The organism is Pseudoalteromonas sp. SG43-7 (assembly GCF_014164295.1).
Taxonomy (GTDB): Bacteria; Pseudomonadota; Gammaproteobacteria; order Enterobacterales; family Alteromonadaceae; genus Pseudoalteromonas; species Pseudoalteromonas rhizosphaerae.
Genome location: NZ_JACJEY010000233.1, coordinates 1 through 248, shown reverse-complemented (window position 1 = coordinate 248; position 248 = coordinate 1). Strand labels below are relative to the sequence as shown.

Here is a 248-nt window from a genome sequence, read left to right as displayed (position 1 = left end):
CGTAAGCGTATAGCTAACGACACCTAGCTTTGCTTAATGTTCCAAGGTAGCAGTGGCTCAAGGTTATCTGGCTGCTCAGCAAGGCGCTGTAAGCAAGTAGAGATATAGTCATGCACCACAAGGTCATTTGCCTTTGCGGTTTCAACAAGACTATAAAGTATAGCGCTGGCATGAGCACCATTGCAGGTATTTGAGAACAACCAGTTTTTTCGCCCTATTACGAACGGTTTTATAGCTCGCTCTGCACG

The 248-nt window shown here is 46.0% G+C and carries 1 protein-coding gene; it reads right to left on the bottom strand.

Going from position 1 to position 248, the window contains the following annotated elements; translation table 11 throughout:
* Nucleotides 1-23: 23 nt before the first annotated feature.
* The coding region (locus H5200_RS23665) for a transposase domain-containing protein (RefSeq protein WP_182762926.1) at nucleotides 24-248 on the bottom strand (225 nt) is incomplete at its 5' end.